Annotated in this window: 17 protein-coding genes; 7 read left to right on the top strand and 10 right to left on the bottom strand. The window is 67.1% G+C overall.

Annotated features, from left to right (window positions below):
• The 8 genes from OCH7691_RS03690 to OCH7691_RS03655 form a co-directional block, all read right to left on the bottom strand.
• Window positions 1-732: an SAM hydrolase/SAM-dependent halogenase family protein gene (locus OCH7691_RS03690; protein WP_085882050.1), complete on the bottom strand. Its 732-nt coding sequence runs from the start codon at window positions 730-732 to the stop codon at window positions 1-3.
• Window positions 733-750: 18 nt separating this feature from the next.
• Complete coding sequence (locus OCH7691_RS03685) at window positions 751-1,518, bottom strand: methyltransferase domain-containing protein (protein ID WP_085882049.1); 768 nt, start codon at window positions 1,516-1,518, stop codon at window positions 751-753.
• A 100-nt stretch (window positions 1,519-1,618) separates the two neighbouring features.
• The gene (locus OCH7691_RS03680; protein ID WP_085882048.1) at window positions 1,619-1,981 is read right to left on the bottom strand and encodes a hypothetical protein; all 363 of its coding nucleotides are present in this window, start codon (window positions 1,979-1,981) and stop codon (window positions 1,619-1,621) included.
• A 76-nt stretch (window positions 1,982-2,057) separates the two neighbouring features.
• Window positions 2,058-3,482: an ATP-binding protein gene (locus tag OCH7691_RS03675; protein ID WP_085882047.1), complete on the bottom strand. Its 1,425-nt coding sequence runs from the start codon at window positions 3,480-3,482 to the stop codon at window positions 2,058-2,060.
• A 101-nt stretch (window positions 3,483-3,583) separates the two neighbouring features.
• Window positions 3,584-3,835, bottom strand: a complete 252-nt coding sequence (locus tag OCH7691_RS03670; protein WP_139839503.1) for a hypothetical protein — start codon at window positions 3,833-3,835, stop codon at window positions 3,584-3,586.
• A gap of 125 nt (window positions 3,836-3,960) precedes the next feature.
• Window positions 3,961-5,379, bottom strand: a complete 1,419-nt coding sequence (locus OCH7691_RS03665) for a dihydrolipoyl dehydrogenase family protein (RefSeq protein WP_085882046.1) — start codon at window positions 5,377-5,379, stop codon at window positions 3,961-3,963.
• Window positions 5,380-5,397: 18 nt separating this feature from the next.
• The gene (locus OCH7691_RS03660; protein ID WP_217807774.1) at window positions 5,398-6,201 is read right to left on the bottom strand and encodes a TVP38/TMEM64 family protein; all 804 of its coding nucleotides are present in this window, start codon (window positions 6,199-6,201) and stop codon (window positions 5,398-5,400) included.
• Window positions 6,185-7,108 carry a DUF547 domain-containing protein gene (locus OCH7691_RS03655; RefSeq protein ID WP_085882044.1) on the bottom strand — a complete coding sequence of 308 codons (924 nt, stop codon included), beginning with the start codon at window positions 7,106-7,108 and terminating at the stop codon, window positions 6,185-6,187. Before OCH7691_RS03655 ends, OCH7691_RS03660 begins: the two co-directional genes overlap by 17 nt.
• A 240-nt stretch (window positions 7,109-7,348) precedes the next feature.
• On the opposite strand from OCH7691_RS03655, the gene rpmH reads away from it, so the two are divergent.
• From rpmH to OCH7691_RS03620, 7 genes are all read left to right on the top strand, one after another.
• Entirely contained in the window at window positions 7,349-7,483 is a 135-nt protein-coding gene (gene rpmH, locus OCH7691_RS03650) for a 50S ribosomal protein L34 (RefSeq protein ID WP_085882043.1), read from the top strand.
• A gap of 15 nt (window positions 7,484-7,498) precedes the next feature.
• Window positions 7,499-7,882, top strand: coding sequence for a ribonuclease P protein component (gene rnpA, locus OCH7691_RS03645; protein WP_085882042.1), 384 nt, complete (start codon window positions 7,499-7,501; stop codon window positions 7,880-7,882).
• A complete protein-coding gene (yidD, locus tag OCH7691_RS03640) occupies window positions 7,879-8,157 on the top strand; it encodes a membrane protein insertion efficiency factor YidD (RefSeq protein WP_085882041.1) in 279 nt (92 codons plus the stop codon). The genes rnpA and yidD overlap by 4 nt, the downstream gene beginning before the upstream one ends.
• Window positions 8,158-8,181: 24 nt before the next feature.
• Window positions 8,182-9,918, top strand: coding sequence for a membrane protein insertase YidC (gene yidC / locus OCH7691_RS03635; RefSeq protein ID WP_085882040.1), 1,737 nt, complete (start codon window positions 8,182-8,184; stop codon window positions 9,916-9,918).
• On the top strand, window positions 9,879-10,580 hold the full coding sequence (gene yihA, locus OCH7691_RS03630; RefSeq protein WP_085882039.1) for a ribosome biogenesis GTP-binding protein YihA/YsxC: 702 nt from the start codon (window positions 9,879-9,881) through the stop codon (window positions 10,578-10,580). Before yidC ends, yihA begins: the two co-directional genes overlap by 40 nt.
• A 19-nt stretch (window positions 10,581-10,599) precedes the next feature.
• Window positions 10,600-11,553: an acetylglutamate kinase gene (gene argB, locus OCH7691_RS03625; RefSeq protein WP_085882038.1), complete on the top strand. Its 954-nt coding sequence runs from the start codon at window positions 10,600-10,602 to the stop codon at window positions 11,551-11,553.
• A gap of 134 nt (window positions 11,554-11,687) precedes the next feature.
• The gene (locus OCH7691_RS03620) at window positions 11,688-13,616 is read left to right on the top strand and encodes a PhoX family protein (protein WP_085882037.1); all 1,929 of its coding nucleotides are present in this window, start codon (window positions 11,688-11,690) and stop codon (window positions 13,614-13,616) included.
• 64 nt (window positions 13,617-13,680) lie between these two features.
• Here the strand turns inward: OCH7691_RS03620 and OCH7691_RS03615 are convergent, their stop codons facing one another.
• The gene (locus OCH7691_RS03615) at window positions 13,681-14,940 is read right to left on the bottom strand and encodes a DUF2336 domain-containing protein (protein WP_085882036.1); all 1,260 of its coding nucleotides are present in this window, start codon (window positions 14,938-14,940) and stop codon (window positions 13,681-13,683) included.
• Window positions 14,933-16,657: a sensor domain-containing diguanylate cyclase gene (locus OCH7691_RS03610; RefSeq protein ID WP_139839501.1), complete on the bottom strand. Its 1,725-nt coding sequence runs from the start codon at window positions 16,655-16,657 to the stop codon at window positions 14,933-14,935. The genes OCH7691_RS03615 and OCH7691_RS03610 overlap by 8 nt, the downstream gene beginning before the upstream one ends.
• Between the last annotated feature and the right edge of the window lie 85 nt (window positions 16,658-16,742).

The raw sequence follows: 16,742 nt of genomic DNA, 5'->3' as shown, positions 1-16,742 counted from the left end.
TCAGGGCCGAATGCCGACCGTCACGGCCATGCCGATCTCGAGGCCGAGCACGGCGTCCGCGCGACCGCCGCTGACGGCGATCTCGACCAGTCCGTTGGCGTTGCCGTACCAGAAGGCCGCCCCCGCCGCGACATCCGAGAAGGTCCGGGCGTGGCCGAGTCGCTGCCCGGCTACCTCCACGGTCGCATCGGGGCCGAGTGTCGCCGCCCGGATACCCGTCATTCCGTTTCCGTAATGATCCAGATAGACGATCTCCGCAAGGTCGTCCGGCCAATCCGCGCCGACCATGTCGGCAAGCGCACCTTCGTCTCGATCGGGCTGCCGGCCGAGCGCCAGATCGGCGGCCAGCGGGGCGAACAGGTCGCGGCCGTGGAAGGTCGCCGAGAGCGGCGCAGCATTGGTCCCAGCCCGCCAGACACGCGCCTCGCCGGCGCGCGCGGCGATCGCCAGCAGGCCGTTGTCGGGACCGACGAACCAGCGCCCGCCGGCCTGCAGGAAGAGCGCCGCGCGTTCGCTGCCGACCCCCGGATCGACAACCGCGAGGAACACCGACCCCGGCGCCCCGATCGCCGCATAGGCGGCCAGCAGGTAGGCAGACGGTCGCGGCCGGAAGGCGGGCGCGTCGGCGAACAGGTCGATGACCGGAACTCCGGGCGCCCTCGACGCCAGCACCGCCTTCATCTGCCCGACATAGGGTCCTTCCAGCCCGAAGTCGGTGACGAGAAAGATCATCGCCGCGACACGCCCGGATCAGGCGCGGCGGGCGACGATGAAGAGCCGGCGGAACGGAAACAGCATCCGCCCGTCCGCGGCAGGGCGATAGGCCTCGCGCAGGCGCGCCTTGTAGATCTCGACGAAGGATGCCTTCTCGGTTTCGTCAAGCGGGGCGAGAAAGGGCCTGAGCGCGGTCCCCGACGTCCAGCGGTAGACCGGGTCCTCACCCTCCATCTCGTGATAATAGGTGGTCCGCCAGACATCGACATCGCTGGCCTGCGGGCCGAGGCAGGAACGGTAGAATTCCGCGCCATGCACCGGGGCCGGGCGGATCAGGTGGGCAAGCTTGTCCCGCCAGCGCCGATCCTCCGCCGTTTCGGCGAGGGCGACATGGGACGGCTGGTCGAAATTGTCCGGCATCTGGACGGCGAGCATGCCGTCCCGCGCGGCCAGGCCGAGCAGACGCGGGAACAGCGTCTCATGGTCGCCGAGCCAGTGCAGGGCGGCATTCGAGAAGATCAGCTCGGCGCGATCGGTCGGGCTGAAGCTGGCGATGTCGGCCTGCCGCCACTCGATGCCGTGATGGCTGTCGGCGGCGGCCTTCAGCATTTCCGCCGAGGAATCGACGCCGGTGATGACCGCCTCGCGCCAGCGTTCGCGGAGCAGGCTCGTGACATTGCCCGCACCGCAACCGAGATCGTAGATGAGCATCGGCCGGCTGAGGTCGATGCGTGCCATCAGGTCGATCGCGGGGCGCAGGCGCTGGTCGGCGAATTGCAGGTAGGTGGCGGGATCCCAGGTCATGAAGCGTCCGTCAGTTGGCGAAAGCGCACTTCATGATGACGATGCCCGCCTCGGGCCGCAATGGGGGAAGCGAGCCTCGCCGCGGCGGCGGTCGCCCGGCCTACTCGGTCGTTGCCAGCCGCTCGCCGTCATGGTCATCCTGCCCGGCGGCCGGTGGCAAGGGGCTGGCGACCGTGGCCTTTGGCGCAACGCGCGGGCTGGTGCCGCTGCCCTCTTCCGCTTCGCTTGCATAACAGTCGATGCGACCGAGCGTGCGATAGCAGTAGACCGGGGCCGCGGCCGCGACGTCGCTATCGCGGCTCCGGCAATAACTGCCGTTGAGGATCAGGCCGACCGAGGTGCAGTCCATGTCGACGATCGAGGAAATCTTCTCGTCGATGACCGCGATCGCAGCCGAGGTACAGCCGGCAAGCAGCATCGCCGTCATAGCGAGGAGGGCAGCATGGGCGATCAGGCGGTTCATCGGCGGGGTCGGGCTCGCGCAGGCGGAAGACGGTTGTTTTCGCCGTACAGCAGAGCAGGAAATCGTAAACAGACCCTTACGCCGCCGTTTCGACCCGACGCAGTTTCCGCATGGGCAACGTGATCCGGAATACCGTACCGGATGCATCGCTCCGGGCGAGCTCGATCGCCCCGCCATGGGCCTGCAGCAGCTCGCGCGCGATCGACAGGCCGAGGCCGGTGCCGCCAGCACGGGTCGAACCGGCGAACGGCTCGAACAGATGGTCCCGGGCACGTTGCGGCAGGCCCGGACCGTTATCGGCGAATTCAATGACAAGCATGTCGCCGACGGGACGCGCTTCCACACAGATCCGGCCGCCCTCGCCGAGCGCTTCGACTGCGTTCCGTCCGAGATTGAGAAAGACCCGGAACAGCTGTTCCCGGTCGGCATGAACCGCGAGATCCGCTGGAACGTCGAGTTGCCAGCCGCTGGCGCCCTCCGCCGGCAATCCCGCCGCGCCCTCGACCTCGTGCAGCAGCCCGAGCAGCGGGAACCAGCTTGCCTTCGGTTCCGGCTCGACCGCGCGCCCGTAACGCAGCGTCGAGGTGCAAAGGTCGATTGCCCGGTCGATGCTGGAGAACAGCCGGGGCACAAGGCGCGTGACCTCCGGGTCGCTGCTCTGGCTCAGCCGGTCCGAGAGGATCTGCGCCGCCGCCAGCATGTTGCGGAGATCATGGTTGACCTTGGTCATCGCCGCGCCGAGCGCCGCGAGATGGGTTTTCTGGTGGAGCGCCTGGCGAAGCCCGATCTGCATCTCGCGCAATTCCCGCTCGGCGACGCCGATCTCGTCCCGGCGGCGCGTTGCCTCGACGACCCGGGACGCGTTCTCCGGCTCGCGCCGGAAGGCGACCATGCTGGCGGTCAACTGTCGCATCGGCCGGACCATCATCCATTGCAGGGCCAGGTAGACCAGCGTCGCGGTGAGCAGCGAGATGATCACCGAGAGCTGCAGGATGTTCCAGGCATAGCCGAGCATCGAGGCGCGCAACGGCGTCTCGTCCATCAGCACCTCGATCGAGGCATTCGGATTCTGCGCGATCGGTCCGCTGACCTCGATGATCCTGCCGTCCGGCATCATCAGGGTGGCGAGCGCGTCCGCCATCAGGGTCAGCGGGCTGCGCTCCTCGAGATCGAAGCGGGCATCGACTTTCGGCGGCATTGCCTCGCTGAGGATCAGCGAGCGGGTATTCGGGCTCTTGAAGGCAATGGCGCGGGCGCCGATCGCGGCCAGGAGCTCCTCTTTCAGCGCCTCGCTGATCATGTAGTCGGGCGAGGAAATCAGCGTCAGCGACGCGAGATGCGCCGATTCGACCATCTTCTCCAGGTAATTGACCCGGAAGAAGGCGACCGATGGAACGAAGATCAGGACTTCGCTCAGCATCACGAACGCGACGGTCAGGACAAGCAGTCGGGCTGAAAGGCTGTCCGCCGCGACGGGCATGGCGCGTAGGGGGCTCGACATCGCGCCACGTTAGCGAAAATCGGAACCCGGCGCCATTGCAGACGCCGGGTTCCGGAACCGGGTCGGACAGGCGCCGGAGCGCCCGCCCCGTGGTCGCAGGTTCAGTCGGTCGTCTTTTTCGCGGCACACGGATTGCACGCCTTCGCGGCGCACGGATTCTTCGCAGCGCAGGGGTTGCAGGCCTTTGCCGCGCAGGGATTGCAGGCTTTCGCCGCGCACGGATTGCAGGCCTTCGCGGCGCAGGGATTGCAGGCGGCCTTCTTGGTCGGCGCGCAGGCGGCGATCGCCGTCGGCACGATGGCAGCGCTTGCCAGAGCCGAGATCGCGGCCGCAGTCATCAGTTCCTTGAGCATTGTGAAGCCTCCAGTAGCTCATGTCGTTCGCAGGGCGGATGCGGGTTCGCATTGCCGCTTCCAACATGGAACCGGGGCGCAAGGCACGCGAATCAACTCGCATCACGACCCTGTGACGCGCCCGCTCAGCCAAAGCGGGCGAGGAAACGGACCAGCGCCCGCGTCCGGTTGCTGAACAGCGACGGGGTATAGTAGCTGCCGGCAGCGCGCTTGCTGATCTCGCCGAGCGTCGGATAGGCGACCATCGCACCGGCCATCGCGCCGATCTTCAGCCCGTTGGCGATGGCAAGGCCCCAGGGCTGGATGAGCTCGCCGGCCTGCGCACCGACGATCGAGGCGCCGAGGATCCGCCCGCGGCGGCCGACGATCACCTTGATCAGCCCGTCGGTCAGGCCCTCGGTCTGGGCCCGGTCGTTCTCCGCATAGGGCCAGCGCAGGATGCTGATGCGGCCATGGCGCTCCCGTGCCGCATCCTCCGCGAGGCCGACCTGGGCGAGCTCCGGATCGGTGAAAGTGACCCAGGGCAGCGCCGCGTAATCGACCTTGGCGGGCAGCCGGAACAGCGCGTTCCGGATCACGATGCCCGCCTGGTAGCCCGCGACATGGGTGAACTGCGGCCCGCCCGCGACGTCGCCCACGGCAAAGACCTTGCGGTTGGTGGTGCGCATCCGGCGGTCGACGCTGATCCCGCCCTTGTCGTACTCGATGCCGGCCTTCTCGAGGTCGAGACCGTCGACGTTGGGTCGACGTCCGGCGGCGACCAGGAGATGGCTGCCGCGGATCTCGCGCGGGTCGCCGCCGCCCTTGCCGGCCAGCGTGACCACGATGCCGTCGCGCGACTTCACGCCGGTGATCTCGGCACCCTCGACGATCTCGATGCCCTCGCCGCGCAGCCGGTCGATGACGATGGCAGCCAGTTCCCGGTCGTCCTTGGCGAGCGCCCGGTAGGCTTCGAGCACGGTCACCCGCGCGCCCAGTCGCCGATGCGCCTGGGCCATCTCGAGGCCGATCGGCCCCGCACCGACGACGATCAGGTGGGTCGGCAGGACCGTGTTCCGGAACAGGGTCTCGTTGGTCAGATAAGGCACCGTATCGAGCCCCGGGATCGGCGGCAGCCCGGCCCGCGATCCGGTGGCAACGACGAAACGCCGGGCGTCGATCCGGTAATCGCCGGCCACGATGCTGGTCGGACCTGTGAATCGGGCGGACTCCGCGATCACCCGCACGCCGAGACCCTCGTAACGCTCGACCGAATCCATCGGCTGTATCGCCGCTATGGCCGACTGCACATGGCGCATCGCGTTGCCGAATTCCGCGCGCGCGGCGCCTTCTTCCGGCGTCAGACCGTGCCGCCGATAGGCAGCCTTGGCGCTCGACAGCAGCGCCTTCGAGGGAACACAGCCGTAGTTCAGGCAGTCGCCGCCCATCTCGCCGCGTTCGATAAGCACGACACTGGCGCCCATCTGGCTCGCGCCGGCTGCGACGGTGAGCCCGCCGGAGCCTCCGCCGATCACGCAGATATCGGCTTCGATGCGTTCGTTCATCCTGTCACCCTGCCCAGATCAGGCGCGCTGCGCCCGCAATTTCTTGAAGATCACCGGTAGTAGCGCGATCACCCCGAGGCCGGCCAGGGCAACCAGAATCTCCCATGTGACCAGCGCCCCGAGGTCGAAATCAAACGGGCAGGCCGTGGCCGCCGCCGATGCGCCGTCCGCCGCGTGGGTGTCCAGGCACGCCTGGTGCGCGGCCTGCTGTTCGCGGATGACGCTGTCGAGCCCGGTTCCGAGGAACGCGAAAACGAACGTGCCCGGGAGTATCCCGAAGAGAGTCGCCAGGAAGAAGGTCCGCAGCCGGACGCCGAGGAACGCCGGCGCGATATTGACCAGCCAGAAGGGGAAGAGCGGGACCAGCCGGAGAAACAGCAGGTAATGCATCGCATCCTCGCGGAAGCCCGCCTCGAGCCGCTTCAGGGTGTTGCCGGCGCGCGCACGCAGCGGCTCGCCAAGCGAGGTCCGGGCGATCAGGAAGATCGCCGTGGCGCCGACCGTGGCCGCGAGCACGGTGACCGAGCCCGCCGCGAACCAGCCGAAGAGGAAGCCGCCGGACACGGTCAGCAGCAGTCCGCCCGGCAGCGAGAGCGCCACCGCCACCGCGTAAAGTCCGGCATAGATCAGCAACCCGGCCACGAAATGGTTGTCGACGAAGGTCTTCAACTGGTCGCGATGGTCCGAAAGCGCCCGGAACGACAGATAATCGTCAAGGCCGAGGGCAAAAACCGCGGCGAAGGCCAGGACGAGCAGCGCCGGGGCCCACAGGCGGCGCGCCCAGGATGCCGGCTGGCGGGACAGGTTATCGTTGGCCGTCAACCGACCCTCCATTCTTGGTACCGGCGTCCGGGCCGGTGATTCCGTTCAGCGACCAGTCGTAGAAATGGCCCTCGATCGTCGGCCGCTCGGCGAGCAGCCCGGCCAGGGGCGCCTTCGCGTGGCGCCTGAAATGCCCAAGCAGGCCCGCTTCGCCCGGCGGGAAGTCGTCCCGGTACCAGTCATAGATTCGCGACACCTCGATGCCGCCCGCCACCGCGCGGATGCCGCGGCTGGAGTTCACGTAGGCGGCGGCGGCCTCGTCGAACATCCTGTCGAGCGCCGAGCCCCGCCAGGCTCGCGGCGCCAGCGACGGGCAGCCCACCGACGCGCAGTTGACCGCGTAATGGACGCGGGGATCGCGGAGGATCGGCCGCAGGATTCGATGTTCGATATCGTTCAGGGTCAGTTCCTGTCCTTCCACCGTGGCCAACGCGGCGTCCCAGGGGCCGTTCGAGAAAAGGCCCGGGGAAATGTCGATATCGCGGATCGTGGCGACCGGATAGTGATCGAGCACGACCTTCACCGTCAGCGCGTTGTAAAGATTGATCCAGTAGGCCATCTGCTCGGCCCGGTTGAACCCGGAAATCGCGATGCCCTGGAGGGCCCCGAGGTATCCGTCCAGCCGGGCCCGGTCGGCCGCGCTGACCGCGCCATAGTCGAAACGCCGCAGTCCGTCTTGCTCGGCGCCCAGGTAACGGTCGAGAAGATCGTCCCAGGCGTCATGATCCACAGTCGCCGTGGAGTCCGGGTCGTGCCGTTCCCAGCGCGGCCAGGGTTCCGCCGCGGGCGCCGCACCGGCCGGTGCGGCCACCAGGGACACAAGCAGCAGCAGAGACAGCGCCAGCGTCGATTCGGAAAGGCATCGTTTCGAGGCCCACCCGGTCCGCCCGCATCCTTGAATTCCCATGCATCGATCCCTGCGCAACGTCGCCCTTCGCGAACATAGCGAGCCGTCGAGCGAACAATAGCGCGCATCACTCAAACGTGAGAGCAAGTGACCGCCGGATGACGTCGAATCCGGCCGGACGGCGGCGCGGGCGTCGCGCATTGACTTGCGGCAGTCTAATCCGTATACAGCGACCCTTATCTCATTGACCAAGTGCGCGCCCCGACTTCTGGGGCGTGTCTCGTTCCACGGAGTGGGCAAGTGAAACGGACTTTTCAACCCAGCAGGCTGGTGCGCAAGCGGCGCCACGGATTTCGTGCGCGCATGGCCACTGTCGGCGGACGCCGCGTGCTCGCACAGCGTCGCGCGAAGGGCCGGAAGCGCCTCTCGGCCTAGATCGAGGTCGCCCGCATGCGACATCTGAAACGGCGGGCGGACTTCCTCAGGATTGCCGCGAAGGGTCGCAAATGCGCGGCGCCCGGGCTGGTTCTGCAAGCGGCGCTGTCACGCCACGAGGAACGACCCCGCATCGGCTTCACCGTCACACGCAAGGTCGGCAACGCGGTCACCCGGAACCGCGCCAAGCGCCGCCTGCGTGCGCTGGCGATGGAAATCCTCGCACCGCATGCGCACAGCGACTATGACTACGTCCTGATCGGGCGCGGGACGACGCCGGGACGGCCGTTCGACGCGCTTCGCAGGGACCTGGAAAAATCGATGCGCAAGCTGCAAGTCTGGGCCGACGAGCGTGCCGACGCCGCGAATCACGCGCAGGATGACGGAAGCAGACCATGAAGATCGTCGCTGTCTTCCTGCAGGCCCTGATCGCGTTCTACCGTTACTGCATCTCTCCCTATATGGCGGGCTCCTGTCGCTATCACCCGAGTTGCTCGGCCTATGCCGCGGAAGCCATCGAACGGCATGGTCCGCTGCGCGGCGGCTGGCTGGCGACACGCCGGATCCTGCGCTGCAACCCGTTCGGCGGCCATGGCTGCGACCCGGTACCCGAATCCCTCGACCACGGCACTGTCGGCCGCGACGCCACCAGCGCGCGCGACCTGACGGCCTGAATTGCAAGGACGAAAGCAGAACCCATGTCGGATCAGAAAAACCTGATCGTTGCGATCGCCCTGAGCGTTGCCATCCTGCTCGGCTTCCAGTTCTTCTATGAAGTACCGCGGACCGAGCAGCAGCAGGCCGAACAGGCCCGTCAGCTCGCGGCCTCCGGCACGCAGACCCCGGGCCCGGAGGCGACGAGCGACCCGCTGAAGCCCGGTCCGGACGCGCCCGCCTCGGGCAGCGCCGAGGCGCCGGCGGCGACCGCGGAATCGGCGATGGCCGCCAGCCCCCGGGTCGCCATCAATTCGCCCCGGCTGCACGGCTCGATCGCCCTGCGGGGCGCGCGGATCGACGATCTGACGCTGGCCGACTACCACGTGACCGTCGAGAAGCAGAGCCCGGAGATCACCCTGCTCTCCCCGGTCGGCTCGGCCAATCCCTACTACGCCGAATTCGGCTGGACACCGGAACCGGGCAGCGATGTCAAGGTACCGACCTCGCGCACGCTCTGGCAGGCGGAGGGCGGCCCGCTCACTCCGGCCTCGCCGCTCAAGCTCACCTGGGACAACGGCGAGGGCCTGCGCTTCGAGCGCGTCGTGGCGCTCGACCGGCAGTACATGTTCACCGTCAAGGACAGCGTCGTGAACTACGGGGAAGAGCCGGTGACGCTCTATCCCTACGGCCTCGTCTCCCGGCACGGCATGCCGAAGACGGTCGGCTTCTACATCCTGCATGAAGGCTTCCTCGGGGTGTTCAACGAGAAGCTGCTGGAAGAGAAGTACGACGACATCGCCGAGGACGGCCGGGTCCGCGAATCGTCGAATGACGGCTGGCTCGGGATCACCGACAAATACTGGCTGACCGCGCTCGTGCCGTCGCAGGGCGAGCATTTCGAGGGCAGCTTCCGGCACAGCCCCGCCGGCGAGAAATTCCAGGCCGACTATCTGAAGGACGCGGTAACGGTTCCCGCCGGGGCCAGCGCCGAGACCACCAACCGGCTGTTCGCCGGTGCCAAGGAGGTCGGCGTCCTCGAGGGCTACGAGGATTCCCTCGGCATCCAGCGCTTCGACCTCGCGATCGACTGGGGCTGGTTCTACTTCCTGACCAAGCCGATCTTCTACGCCCTCGATTACATCTACGGCGTCGTCGGCAACTTCGGCCTCGCCATCATCATCCTCGTCATCGCGATCAAGATCGTCTTCCTTCCGCTCGCGCACAAATCCTACGTGTCGATGAGCAAGATGAAGAACCTGCAGCCGGAAATGATGAAGCTGCGCGAACGCTACGGCGAGGATCGCGCCAAGCTCAATCAGGAGATGATGGGGCTCTACAAGAAGGAGAAGGTCAACCCGGCCTCCGGCTGCCTGCCGATCCTGCTGCAGATCCCGGTCTTCTTCGCCCTTTACAAGGTGCTGTTCGTCTCGATCGAGATGCGTCACCAGCCCTTCTACGGCTGGATTTCGGATCTCTCGGCGCCCGATCCGACCAACATCTTCACCGCCTTCGGAATGATCCCCTGGGACGCCCCGAGCTTCCTGCATCTCGGCATCTGGCCGCTCCTGATGGGCGTCTCGATGTTCCTGCAGCAGAAGCTGAACCCGCAGCCGGTCGATCCGATGCAGGCCCGCATCTTCCTAATCATGCCGATCATGTTCACCTTCCTGCTGGCCAGCTTCCCGGCCGGCCTGGTGATCTACTGGACCTGCAACAACCTGCTGTCGATGGGCCAGCAATGGCTGATCATGCATCGCATGAAGGTGAAAAAGACCTGAGTACCCCCGACGAGCCGGCTGGCGCGGAAGCGAACGAGACCGCCCGCCTCGAAGCCGGGCGGCTGCTCTTCGCCGGCCCCTGCGAGTTCGTCGCCGGGGCCGCGACCGAATCCGCCCTGCCGCCATCCGATATCATCGAGATCGCCTTCGCCGGACGCTCGAACGTCGGCAAGTCGAGCCTGCTGAACGCGCTCACCGGCCGGCGCAGCCTGGCCCGGACCTCGCAGACGCCGGGCCGCACGCAGCAGATCAATTTCTTCGATCTCGGCGGCCGGATGCGCCTCGTCGATCTGCCGGGCTACGGCTACGCCAAGGCCTCCAAGGCCAAGGTCGGCGCCTGGCAGGAACTGATCCGTCTCTATCTCAAAGGCCGGCCGGTGCTGCGCCGCGTGCTCGTCCTGGTCGACAGCCGGCATGGGCTGAAGGAGACCGACATCGAGGTCATGACGATGCTCGACCAGGCGGCCGTGGTCTACCAGGTGGTCCTGACCAAGGCCGACAAGGTCGGTGCGTCGGCCCTCGCCCAGGTGCGCGAGACGGTCGAGGCCTCGCTTCGCAAGCGACCGGCGGCACATCCCGACATCGCCGTCACCAGTTCGGAAACCAGACATGGCATCGAGAGCCTGCGCGCCGAACTGGCGGCGCTGGCCGAAGCCGGGTGATTCAACTATAAGAGCCGCCATGAACGACAAGCCGACGACCGACGGCGGGGCCCTGCCCGCCTACAACAAGGACCAGATGGCCAAGGCCCATATTCTCGCCGAGGCCCTGCCCTACATGCGGCGTTTCACCGGGCAGACCTTCGTGGTCAAGTTCGGTGGCCATGCCATGGGCGACGAGGATCTGGGACGTTTCTTCGCCGAAGACATCACGCTGATGAAGCAGGTCGGCATCAACCCCGTCGTCGTGCACGGCGGCGGGCCGCAGATCGGCAAGATGCTGGAGCGGCTGAAGATCCAGAGCTCGTTCATCGACGGCCTCCGGGTCACCGACAAAGCAACCGTCGAGATCGTCGAGATGGTCCTTTCGGGCTCGATCAACAAGCAGATCGTGACCGAGATCAACGGCGCCGGCGGCACCGCCGTCGGCATTTCCGGCAAGGACGGCCGCCTGATCGAGGCGCGCAAGCTTCGCCGCGCGGCGCGCGACCCGGATTCCAACATCGAGCGGATCCTCGATCTCGGCTTCGTCGGCGAACCCTTCCGGATCAATCCGGAAATCCTGATCAGCCTTGCCGAAAGCAGCCTGATCCCGGTCATCGCGCCGATCGGCATCGGCACCAAGGGCGAGACCTACAACATCAACGCGGATACCGCGGCCGGTCACATCGCCGCGGCGATCGGGGCCAGCAAGCTGATCATGATGACCGACGTCATCGGCGTCCTCGACGAGGCCAAGCAGCTCATCCCCAATCTCACGCCGGCCGAGATCAGCCAGCTCGAGGATGACGGCGTGATCTCCGGCGGCATGATCCCGAAGCTCGAGACCTGCCTTTACGCGGTCGAGCACGGCGTCGACGCGGCGCACGTCCTGAACGGCAAGATCCCGCACGCACTGCTGCTCGAGATATTCACCGAGCACGGCATCGGGACGATGATCAGCGAACCGCGCGCCGCCGACGACGACGAGGAATAGCGTCGCCGCGCACGGCCCGGCCACGCCGTCACGGTCCCGTCACGCATCGGTCCCACCACTGCAACAGCACCCTGCTGAGATGCGACGCCCGCGGCCGACGGTGCGCCCTCCGGCGCGCCCCGGGTCAGGCGGGCATGCAGCATCCGGGGAAAAGGGACAAGCCCGTGACCAACCGATCCGACCTATCGTTCGACGAATTCGACGACGCCAACAAACCGCCAGCCGCGGAGCCCGCCTTCAACGCCATCGCGGAACGGCTTCTCAACCGGCGCGGCTTCCTGGCCGGTTCGGCCGCGATCGGCGCCTCGGCGCTGGTGCTCGGCGCCGGCTGCCTGACCTCGTCCCGGGCACTCGCCGCAGGGGCCGGAAACTGGCTCGACTTCACGCCGATCGCCGCGAACGGCGAGGATACCATCACGCTCCCGGACGGCTTCGACTGGCAGCTCCTGGTGAGCTGGGGCGATCCGATGTGGGCGAAGGGAGTGGCCTTCGACGACGCGACGCGGGGCACCGCCGCGTCCCAGGCGCTCGCCTTCGGTGACAACAACGACGGCATGGCCCTGTTCACCGACGTCGGCCGCTCGATCCTCGCGGTGAACAACGAGTATGTGAACAACGCGATCATCTTCGGCAATCGGGCATCGGGCACGCCCGAGACCGACGACGACGTGCGCAAGGGCAAGAACGGCCACGGCGTCAGCGTCATCGAGATCGCCCGGCAGGACGGCAAGTGGCGGATGGTGGCCGATTCGCCGGTCAACCGGCGCATCACTCCCGATACCCCGATGGCGATCACCGGCCCGGCGCGCGGCCACGACCTTCTGAAGACGCAGGCCGATCCGACCGGCACCGTCGCGCTCGGCACCTGGAACAATTGCGGCAACGGCCGCACGCCGTGGGGCACCTACCTGACCTGCGAGGAGAATTTCAACGGCTACTTCTCCTCGAGCGATCCGGACAACAAGCCGTCCGCGGAGCTCGCCCGCTACGGCGTGGGCAACAAGGACTGGGGCTATGGCTGGGCCCGGACCGACGAGCGCTTCGATATCTCGAAGCATCCGAACGAGCCCAACCGGGCCGGTTATGTCGTCGAGATCGATCCGCTCGATCCCGCCTCGACACCGAGGAAGCGCACGGCGCTCGGTCGCTTCAAGCACGAGAACGCGGAACTGGTGATCGCCCGGAACGGCAAGGTCGTCGTCTATCTTGGCGATGACGAGCGGGGCGAGTTCCTCTATCGCTTCGTTTCCGCCGGTATCTACACCGAGGGCAGCGACAACCGCGACCTGCTCGAGGATGGCAGCCTTCATGTCGCGAAATTCTCCGACGACGGTCGCGGCGAATGGCTCGAACTCACGCCCCAGGCGACCGGCATGGCCTCCCGGGCGGACATCTGCGTTCATACCCGGCAGGCCGCCTCGGCGGTCGGCGCGACGACCATGGACCGTCCCGAATGGGTCGCCGCCAATCCACACAAGGCGGAGGCCTATTGCTGTCTGACCAACAACAAGAATCGCGGCCAGAAGCCGAATGCCGGCGGGGACGCGACGCCGGTCAGCGGGCCGAACCCGCGCGAGGCCAACCTGTTCGGCCAGATCGTGCGCTGGCGGCCCGATGGCGGGGATCACGCGGCCCGGGGCTTCGACTGGGACCTCTATGTCGTCGCCGGCAACCCGGCGGTCCATGACGATGCGCGCCGGGGTTCGTCGAACGTGACGACGGAGAACATGTTCAATTCGCCGGACGGACTGATCTTCGACAGCCGGGGTGGCCTCTGGATCCAGACCGACGGCAATTACTCGAACGACAAGGACTTCGCCGGGCAGGGCAACAACCAGATGCTGCTCGGCAACCCGGAGACCGGCGAGATCCGCCGCTTCCTGGTCGGGCCGAAGCAATGCGAGGTGACCGGCATCGCCTGGAGCGCCGACCAGTCGACGATGTTCGTCGGCATCCAGCATCCGGGCGAAAAGGGCGACAGCCACTTCCCCGGCGGCGGCAATGCCGTGCCGCGCTCGTCGATCATCGCGATCACGCGGAAGGATCAGGGCCCGATGGGCTGATCCGCGGCATCATTGGCAGCGGGGTCGGGGCGTCCGGCGGGCGCCCCGGCCTCTCGTTCCGGGCTCAGCCGACGAAGAACGAGAGCTGCCATTCCATGTCCTCGGGCTTGAGCGCGAAATGCACGCCGTTCCGGGCATTGACCCGCTCCTTCGGCGGCACCCGGGCGAAATTCTGCATCTTCAACGCGCAGCGCATCGACAGATTGCTCTTCCAGGCCAGCGCGGTAATCGCCTTGGCGTTCCGTGCCGCGAAGATCCGCCGCACCGTCCCCGGCGCGATGTCCGACCGCAGGGCCAGTCCATGGATCACGAACTCGGCATGATTTGCGTCGAGAGCGAAGGTGATCGCCTCTTCGTCGAGCTTCCCGAGGCTGCTCAGCCTCTGCGCCTCGACCTCGCCCGGATCGTCATCGTTCGGTGCCGCCTCCGCCTCGGCAATCCGCTTGCGGACGGCCTCCTTGAGATCCTGCTCGACATCGTCCGGCAGCTCGTTATTGGAGACCAGGATATCGACCAGCGACGCCGCGACGAAACCGGCGATCCGCTTGATCGCGCGCACCGACAGGTCGGCCCGCATCACCACTGGCTCGTGCAGGCATTCGAGATCCTCCGCATGGTCGAGGATCATGTCGAGGGTCTCCTCGCGGATCTGCGTCGACGGGTTGGCGAGCAGGGCCGCGATCGCCGGAATCTCGAGCGAGGCGACGACGGCATCGCTCACCTCCGCCGGCAGGTCACGGCGCCGGGCAATGGCCGGCATCGCGCCCTCGGCAACACCCGCCGCGATGATTTCCAGGAGATCCTGGTCGCTGAGCAGCGGCGAGTATTCCAGGATCGGCGCGGCAACGATCGCCTCGATATCCTGCGCTAATTTGAGAATCACCGACTTCGGCGCGGCGACGCAGGTCTTGAGCTCCTCGGCCAGGATCGCCCGGACCTTTGGCAACTGGTCGTTGGCGAGAATGTCGAGCACCTCGATCGTCCGCTCGCGCACCACGACCTGGGTTTCGCAGTCAAGCGTCGGCAGAAGGCGGCCGATCTTGAGCGCAAGCTGGCAACGGACCTCGTCGTCCCGGTCGCTGGCGAGCAGCAGGTTTGCCTGGGCGGGTGTCTTGGCGTTGCCGGCGATCTCGAGACGTACCACCGCCTCGTCGTCACCCGCCAGATAATAGAGGACCTCGGGACGGACATCCTCACGGCGGGCCATGTCGGCGCGCGTTTTCGGGTCCGCGCCTTCCAGCAGTTCCCGGCTGATCTCGTAACGTTCCGTTTCGGATTTCGCGCGATCGAGCGCCCTGCTCCGGTTCAGTAGCCGCTTAAGCATCGCCCTTCCCCCGTCCGGGCCGCAGTGCCGCGTCGTCCATGACGCTGATCATGTTGCGGCCCTTGTGTTTCGATTCGTACATCGCCCGGTCGGCGGCCTGCAGCAGCGCGCCGACCGTCTTCAATCCGGCCCCGCTGCCGACCGCGATCCCGATCGAGGCGCCGAACGTCGACGGAAGTGACGGGTTGCTTGCGCGCAGTTCGGCGATGTCGGACAGCAGGCGCGCCGCCCGCTTTCGTGCCCCGTCCAGATCCGTCTTGTGCAGCCAGACGACGAATTCGTCGCCGCCATAGCGGGACACCAGGTCCGCCGCCCGACTGCCGGTGCGCAGGATGCTGGCAACCCTAACGAGCGCCTCGTCTCCGGCGTGATGGCCGAGCTCGTCGTTGATCTTCTTGAAGCCGTCCAGATCGACATAGAGCAGCGCGCCGGCATGATGCGGCTCGGAGAACCGTTCGAGGCGCATCTTGAGTTCGCTCTCGAAGGCATGCCGGTTGAGCAACCCGGACAACGGATCGGTCCGCGCCAGCCGCAGCAGCTCCTCGCGGTGATCGAGTTGCTCGAGGGCGATCCCGAGATGACCGCCGACGCGCTCGAGCAGGTTCCGTTCGTCGCCGTTCCAGGTTTCCCGGGACCGGTCGCGCCGGACCGCGATGCCGCCGAGCGGCGCCTTGCCCGTGCCGCAGACCGCGTAGAGCCAGTTGTCGTCGTCGGACCGCATTTCGATCGTCGCCCGGCCGTCCGGATCGCGCGGCAGGGTGCGTGCGACCGCCAGCGCATCGCGCGCCTTGACGCCAAGGCGTGCGACCGCAACAGGTCCCTCGCCCGCGGCATGCGGCCAGCGGAAGATGATCGCACCGCCGGCGGCCATCGCCGGTACCAGGCGCTGCAGGCAGGCGTCGTACATGTCGGACGCCTCGACCTCCGCCCGGATGGCCGCGATGATGCCGCCGAGGAGCCGCTCCCGCTCGTCGGCCCGGGCGAGCGCGGCGGCCTGCCGGCGCTCGGCCGTCACGTCCTTGCAGACGCCGCGGCACCCGCGCCAGGCGCCGCCCGCACCGAAATAGGGGCGGCTCGAGGCGACGAGCACAGCTTCCTTGCCGTCGGCCCGCTCGGCGACGATCTCGTGCGCATCGACCGGCTCGGAGCTCTGGAACGGATCGATCTCGTCGGCCGCCGGACGGAACAGCCGGGCGACCGGCGAGCCGGCAAGTTCCGAGGCGCTGTAGCCAAGCGCGCCGCGCGGCGAGACGAAGGAGAACTGCCCCCTCGCGTCGGTCTCCCAGGCAAAGTCGGCGGAGCATTCGACGAGGCTCTTGTACATCTCGCGGGCCGAGATCAGCGCCGTCTTGAGATTGCGCTCGACGCTGACATCGCGGCCGAGCACGAGGCTGACCGGTTGCCCGTCTCCGGGCATCGGGATCAGCGACAGGTCGTAGACCCGTTCGGGCATCAGGTCCGGCAGCTTCATCGAGCGCTGCACGCTCTTCCCGCTGCGAACGACCTGGATCAGGCTGCGCCGGAGCGGTGCGTCGAGCGGCAGGCTGTCCAGCACCGCGAGCAACGGTTCGGCGATGACATTGCCATGCATATGCACGCCGTCGCCGTCGACCAGGAAAGCAGGACCGGGAAACATCTCGATGAGATTGGCCAGGGCTTCGGGCAGGGCTGCATCCGCCGCCGAATCCCAAGCCTCCAAACCAAGCGGAACGTTCAACTGTGTTTCCTATCCATGCGGCCATTGTCCCGTCGATGCCAGCGCAGAAAAGCTCTGCAACCATAGCGACCAGAGCATTAACGCC

Origin of the sequence: Oceanibacterium hippocampi (genome assembly GCF_900172325.1) — a bacterium.
Taxonomy (GTDB): Bacteria; Pseudomonadota; Alphaproteobacteria; order Sneathiellales; family Sneathiellaceae; genus Oceanibacterium; species Oceanibacterium hippocampi.
This window is presented reverse-complemented; position numbering and strand designations above follow the sequence as displayed.